Origin of the sequence: Thalassospira sp. UBA4513 (genome assembly GCF_002388495.1) — a bacterium.
GTDB lineage: Bacteria > Pseudomonadota > Alphaproteobacteria > Rhodospirillales > Thalassospiraceae > Thalassospira > Thalassospira tepidiphila.
The window spans coordinates 1-5,179 of record NZ_DGMR01000028.1 but is presented as its reverse complement, the minus strand read 5'-3'; the positions used below and the strand labels follow the sequence as shown (position 1 = coordinate 5,179).

General features: G+C 56.4%; 6 protein-coding genes and 1 tRNA gene. 1 reads left to right on the top strand and 6 read right to left on the bottom strand.

Annotated features, from left to right (window positions below; all coding sequences use genetic code 11):
* Positions 1–50: 50 nt before the first annotated feature.
* The 6 genes from B2T33_RS11245 to B2T33_RS11220 form a co-directional block, all read right to left on the bottom strand.
* Positions 51–527 (bottom strand): UPF0262 family protein, encoded by a 477-nt coding sequence (locus B2T33_RS11245; RefSeq protein WP_008891761.1) that lies wholly within the window; start codon positions 525–527, stop codon positions 51–53.
* 43 nt (positions 528–570) lie between these two features.
* On the bottom strand, positions 571–1,866 hold the full coding sequence (gene hisD, locus B2T33_RS11240) for a histidinol dehydrogenase (RefSeq protein WP_197145544.1): 1,296 nt from the start codon (positions 1,864–1,866) through the stop codon (positions 571–573).
* Complete coding sequence (gene hisG, locus B2T33_RS11235; RefSeq protein WP_008891763.1) at positions 1,856–2,515, bottom strand: ATP phosphoribosyltransferase; 660 nt, start codon at positions 2,513–2,515, stop codon at positions 1,856–1,858. Before hisG ends, hisD begins: the two co-directional genes overlap by 11 nt.
* A 45-nt stretch (positions 2,516–2,560) precedes the next feature.
* Positions 2,561–3,853 carry a UDP-N-acetylglucosamine 1-carboxyvinyltransferase gene (murA, locus tag B2T33_RS11230; RefSeq protein WP_008891764.1) on the bottom strand — a complete coding sequence of 431 codons (1,293 nt, stop codon included), beginning with the start codon at positions 3,851–3,853 and terminating at the stop codon, positions 2,561–2,563.
* Positions 3,854–3,934: 81 nt separating this feature from the next.
* Positions 3,935–4,489 (bottom strand): dCTP deaminase, encoded by a 555-nt coding sequence (gene dcd, locus B2T33_RS11225; protein WP_062956196.1) that lies wholly within the window; start codon positions 4,487–4,489, stop codon positions 3,935–3,937.
* Between the two features lie 130 nt (positions 4,490–4,619).
* Positions 4,620–4,781, bottom strand: a complete 162-nt coding sequence (locus B2T33_RS11220; protein ID WP_165374899.1) for a hypothetical protein — start codon at positions 4,779–4,781, stop codon at positions 4,620–4,622.
* A gap of 201 nt (positions 4,782–4,982) precedes the next feature.
* Between B2T33_RS11220 and B2T33_RS11215 the strand changes: the two genes are divergently transcribed.
* Positions 4,983–5,057: transfer RNA gene (locus B2T33_RS11215), tRNA-Thr, on the top strand.
* The last annotated feature ends 122 nt before the right edge of the window (positions 5,058–5,179 follow it).

The window sequence follows — 5,179 nt, the reverse complement described above, 5'->3', positions numbered from 1 at the left end:
TAGCTGCAGGCAAAAAGAACCGAGCCGGGGAGTTCTTCTGCCACCGTGCCTTAACCCCGGATGTGAAGGACACAAATCAACGTAAACAGGCGACGCGCGGTATTTTCATCAATCGTCACCTTGTCGGCCAGAAGCTCTCGCAATTGCTCGGAGCCCTCGTTGTGAAGACCACGTCTCGCCATATCGATGGTTTCGATCTGGGCGGCGCTGGCCTTTTTGATGGCGTCATAATAGCTTTCGCAGATCATGAAATAGTCTTTGACGATCCGGCGGAACGGCGACAGCGGCACGGGAATGGTCGTCAGGTTCTCGGTATCATCGTCGCCGCGCACATCCATATAGATGCGGTTTTCTTCGATGCGCATATGCACCGAATACGGACCTTCGAAACCGCCAGCAGGTTCGAAATGGTTTTCTTCGAGAAGGTCATAGATCGCCACCGCCTGCTCATGCTCGACCTCAGGACGGCGTCTTACCTTGTATTTCTCGTCAAGATAGATACCGGCAATACACTGGTTTTCTGCCATGGCTCTCTCGCTCCGGTCCCTTCACACGCTGCATTGCAACAGCTTACATCTGGTTTGAACGGATCGCTACCGAAAGTCCATGTGCCTGCAGACCTTCGCTTTCTGCAAGGGCGATTGCCGCCGGGCCGATTTTTGCCAGACTTTCGGGTGTGCACTTGATCAGCGACGAACGCTTGATGAAGTCCAGAACCCCGAGGCCGGACGAGAAACGCGCCGAGCGGGCCGTCGGCAGGACATGGTTCGGGCCGGCAACATAATCGCCGATGGCCTCTGGGGTATAACGGCCCAGGAAAATCGCACCGGCATGGTGAATGTCTTCTGCCAGCGCGTCCGGGTCGTCGACCGCCAATTCCAGATGTTCCGGTGCGATCCGATCCACAAGGGCCGGAGCCTGCGACAGATTTTCGACCAAAACAATTGCACCAAAGTCGCGCCAGCTTGCTCCGGCGATTTCTGCACGCGGCAGTTTTTCAAGATGCTTGTCGATTGCGACCTGCACGCGATCGGCAAATTCCGCGTCGTCAGTGATCAGGATCGATTGCGCAACCGGGTCATGTTCGGCCTGCGACAACAGATCTGCGGCCACCCAGCTTGGATCATTGCTGCCATCGGCAACCACCAGAATTTCCGACGGGCCCGCAATCATATCAATGCCGACCTGACCAAACACACGGCGTTTGGCCGCGGCAACAAACGCGTTGCCCGGACCGACGATCTTGTCGACCGGCTTGATCGTTTCGGTGCCATAGGCAAGAGCCGCAATCGCCTGCGCCCCGCCAATGCGGTAAATCTCGTCCACACCAGCAATTCGGGCCGCAGCCAGAACCAGCGGGTTCATTTTATTGTCAGGCGTCGGCACTACCATAACAAGGCGTTCCACACCGGCAACCTTGGCCGGAATGGCATTCATCAGAACCGATGACGGGTAAGATGCCAGACCGCCCGGAACATAAAGCCCGGCTGCGGACACCGCACGCCAGCGCCAGCCAAGCTCAACACCGCTTTCATCGGTATAGCGTTCATCGGCCGGCATCTGCTTTTCGTGATAGGCACGAATGCGCTTTGCCGCCAGTTCCAGCGATTTGAGAAGGTCTGCGTCAATGTCGGCAACCGCGGCATCGACCTCGGCCGCACTCACCGCCATGCCGGATGCGTCGATACCAAGGCGATCAAAGCGGTTGGTGTAGTCGCAAACTGCTTCATCACCGCGATTACGGACATCGGCGATAATATCAGCAACAGCCGCATCGACATCGGCGTCCGATTCGCGTTTCATGCCCAGAAGCTTGACGAAATCTTCTTCGAAGCTGGCGTCAGTAATCGAAAGCTTAAGCGGCATTGAGCACCTCGGAGAAACGGTCGATCCAGGGCTGGATATCGGTCGGGCGGGTTTTCAGCGCAGCACGATTAACGATCAGACGCGACGTCACGTCCGCGACATGTTCGATTTCACGCAAACCATTGGCCTTAAGCGTGTTGCCCGTCGACACAAGGTCGACGATACGGCGGCACAGACCAAGTGTTGGTGCCAGTTCCATCGCGCCGTTCAGCTTGATGCATTCGGCCTGCACGCCCCGTTTGGCAAAATGGGTGCGAGTGATGTTGGGATATTTGGTCGCGACCCGGACATGCGACCAGCGTGACGGGTCATCGCCCTCGATCATTTCTTCGGGTTCGGCAACGGCGATCCGGCAATGCCCGATATTAAGATCCAGCGGCGCATAGATATCGGGATAGTCAAATTCCATCAGGACGTCATTGCCGCAGACACCGATGTGCGCCGCGCCAAAGGCGACGAAGGTTGCGACGTCAAAGCTGCGCACACGGATGATATCGATATGCGGATGGTTGGTGGCGAAACGAAGCGCACGGGATTTCGGATCATCAAATGCCGCTTCAGGTTCGATCCCGGCGGATCGTACCAGTGGCATCACCTCGTCAAGAATGCGCCCCTTTGGCAGGGCAAGCACCAGCTTTTCGTCACTCATCAATCAGTCGCCTTACGCGTTTTCAATTATCCGGTCGACCTGATATCAGGCCGGAACCCGGACACGTTCGATCTGCGCCCCGCAGGAGCTCAGTTTTTCTTCAAGCCGCTCATAACCGCGGTCCAGATGGTAGACACGGTTAATAACCGTCTCGCCCTCGGCTGCCAAGCCTGCAAGCACCATCGAAACCGATGCACGCAGATCGGTTGCCATGACTTCAGCCCCCGAAAGCTTTGCACTGCCGCGGACAATCGCCGAACGGCCATGCACGTTGACATCAGCGCCCATGCGGCTGAGTTCCGGAACGTGCATGAAACGGTTTTCGAAAATGGTTTCGGTGATCATGGATGCACCGTTGGCAACCGACATCAGCGCCATGAACTGGGCCTGCATATCGGTCGGGAAGCCCGGATAAGGTTCGGTCATCACGTCAACCCCCTTAAGCGTCGCACGGTTGCCGCGCACCTTAAGGCCATCTTCGGTTTCTTCAACCTCGACCCCGGCTGCGCGCATCGCATCAACAAGGCTGTCAATCAGTTCCATGCGGGTTCCGGTCAGTTCGATCTCGCCACCGGTGATGGCGGCGGCAATCGCATAGGTGCCGGTTTCGATGCGATCCGGCACAACCGAATATTCCGCGCCATGCAGGCGCGGCTTGCCGGTAACTTTGAGGGTATCGGTTCCTATGCCTTCGATCTCGGCCCCCATGGCAACAAGGCAATGAGCAAGATCAGATACTTCCGGTTCGCGCGCGGCATTGGCGATGGTGACAACACCGTCGGCCAGCGATGCGGCCATCAGCGTGTTTTCCGTCGCGCCCACCGAAACCTGCGGGAACAGGACATGTCCGCCTTTCAGGCCGTCGGGCGCGCGGGCTTCGATGTAGCCCTCGGTCAGGTGGATTTCCGCCCCCATGGCTTCCAGCGCCTTGAGATGCAGGTCAACCGGACGGTTGCCAATCGCACACCCACCAGGAAGCGACACACGGGCAACACCACAACGCGCGACAATCGGGCCGAGTACAAGGACAGATGCACGCATCTTGCGCACCAGATCATAGGGTGCCGTGGTCGAGGTGATTTCCTTCGCAGTCATTTCAAGAACGCGACCGGTATGGCCACCATTGGGCGCATGCCCGTTCAGATGCAACGCGACACCATGCTGGGCCAACAGATTGGCCATCGATGTGATATCTGCCAGATGCGGCAGGTTCGATAATGTCAGCGTTTCATCTGTCAGAAGGGCTGCTGCCATCAACGGCAAAGCCGCGTTTTTGGCACCGCCGATTGCAATTTTGCCCTGCAGCCGGCGACCACCGGAAATCTTGATCTTGTCCATTCAGTCCTCTTTGTACTGCGCGCGATGGCGCAGCGAACGCGTGTCTTGGCGTATCACCAACAGATTGTTGCCACCCCTTTATCACAGGCGCGGCAATGTGACACCTTTTTGGCCCATATATTTCCCTGCACGATCCGCATAGGAGGTATCGCATTCACTTTCCGCCTTGAGGAAAATGAACTGACACGCCCCTTCATTGGCATAAATGCGCGCCGGAAGCGGTGTGGTGTTGGAAAATTCAAGGGTTACATGCCCTTCCCATTCGGGTTCAAGCGGCGTGACATTGACGATGATGCCACACCGGGCATAGGTCGATTTCCCAAGGCAGATCACCAGCGTGTCGCGCGGGATGCGGAAATATTCCACCGTGCGCGCGAGCGCGAAACTGTTGGGCGGGATCACGCACACGTCGGTCTGGCGGTTAACGAACCCGTCATCGGAAAATTCCTTGGGATCGACGATGGCCGAGTCGACATTGGTGAAAATCTTGAACTCGTCGGCGACGCGGGCGTCATAGCCGTACGAACTGACACCATAGGAAATCACACCATCGCGTTTGAAACCGTCGACAAACGGTTCGATCATGCCTTTTTCCTGCGCCATCTGGCGTATCCAGTGATCCGGTCTTACCGACATAGTGCCACCCCTGTTTTTGCGAAAATCCCAACCACGTTCAGCACCCACGGTTTTACCCGCCCGCTGGCCTCAAGATCAACCAAACGATGCACGCGCCCATCAAAGCGAAGGTGAAAAATGACGCGCGTGATCAGTCCTCAGATTTTTCGTCTGTAGCCGGACCTTGTGGATCGCTTTTGCGTGAGCGTTGCTGTTGCTTGCGCTTGGCCAGATTGGCACGCAGGGCTTCGGCTTCGCGTTTCAAGCGTTCCTCGTTTACGGCCGGACGCATGTCAGATTTTTTTGCAGTCATGTTGCAATCAAAGTTCCGTCAGATTTATGCGGGTTTGAGCGATTGGCCTGTTATAAAACAGCGCGCGGAAAATTACAGCCGATCTTGACGAAAACAGGGCGAAAAGGCCTGCGACGGGAACAATCGAAAAACTTCGCATAATTCAGGCTTGACCAATTACAGATACGTGGCCTATAACCCGCCCGCACCGCAAGGGCTCATGCTGCTGTAGCTCAGGGGTAGAGCACTCCCTTGGTAAGGGAGAGGCCGGGAGTTCAAATCTCCCCAGCAGCACCATTTTCCAAGTACATTTCAGAACAATGTTTGCAAGCCCGCATCAAAGTGATGCGAGCCTACATTGTGTTTATTTGTCTGGATATTAAGGAAAGTCGCGCGCTCTAGGTGTGAGCTTTCAACAG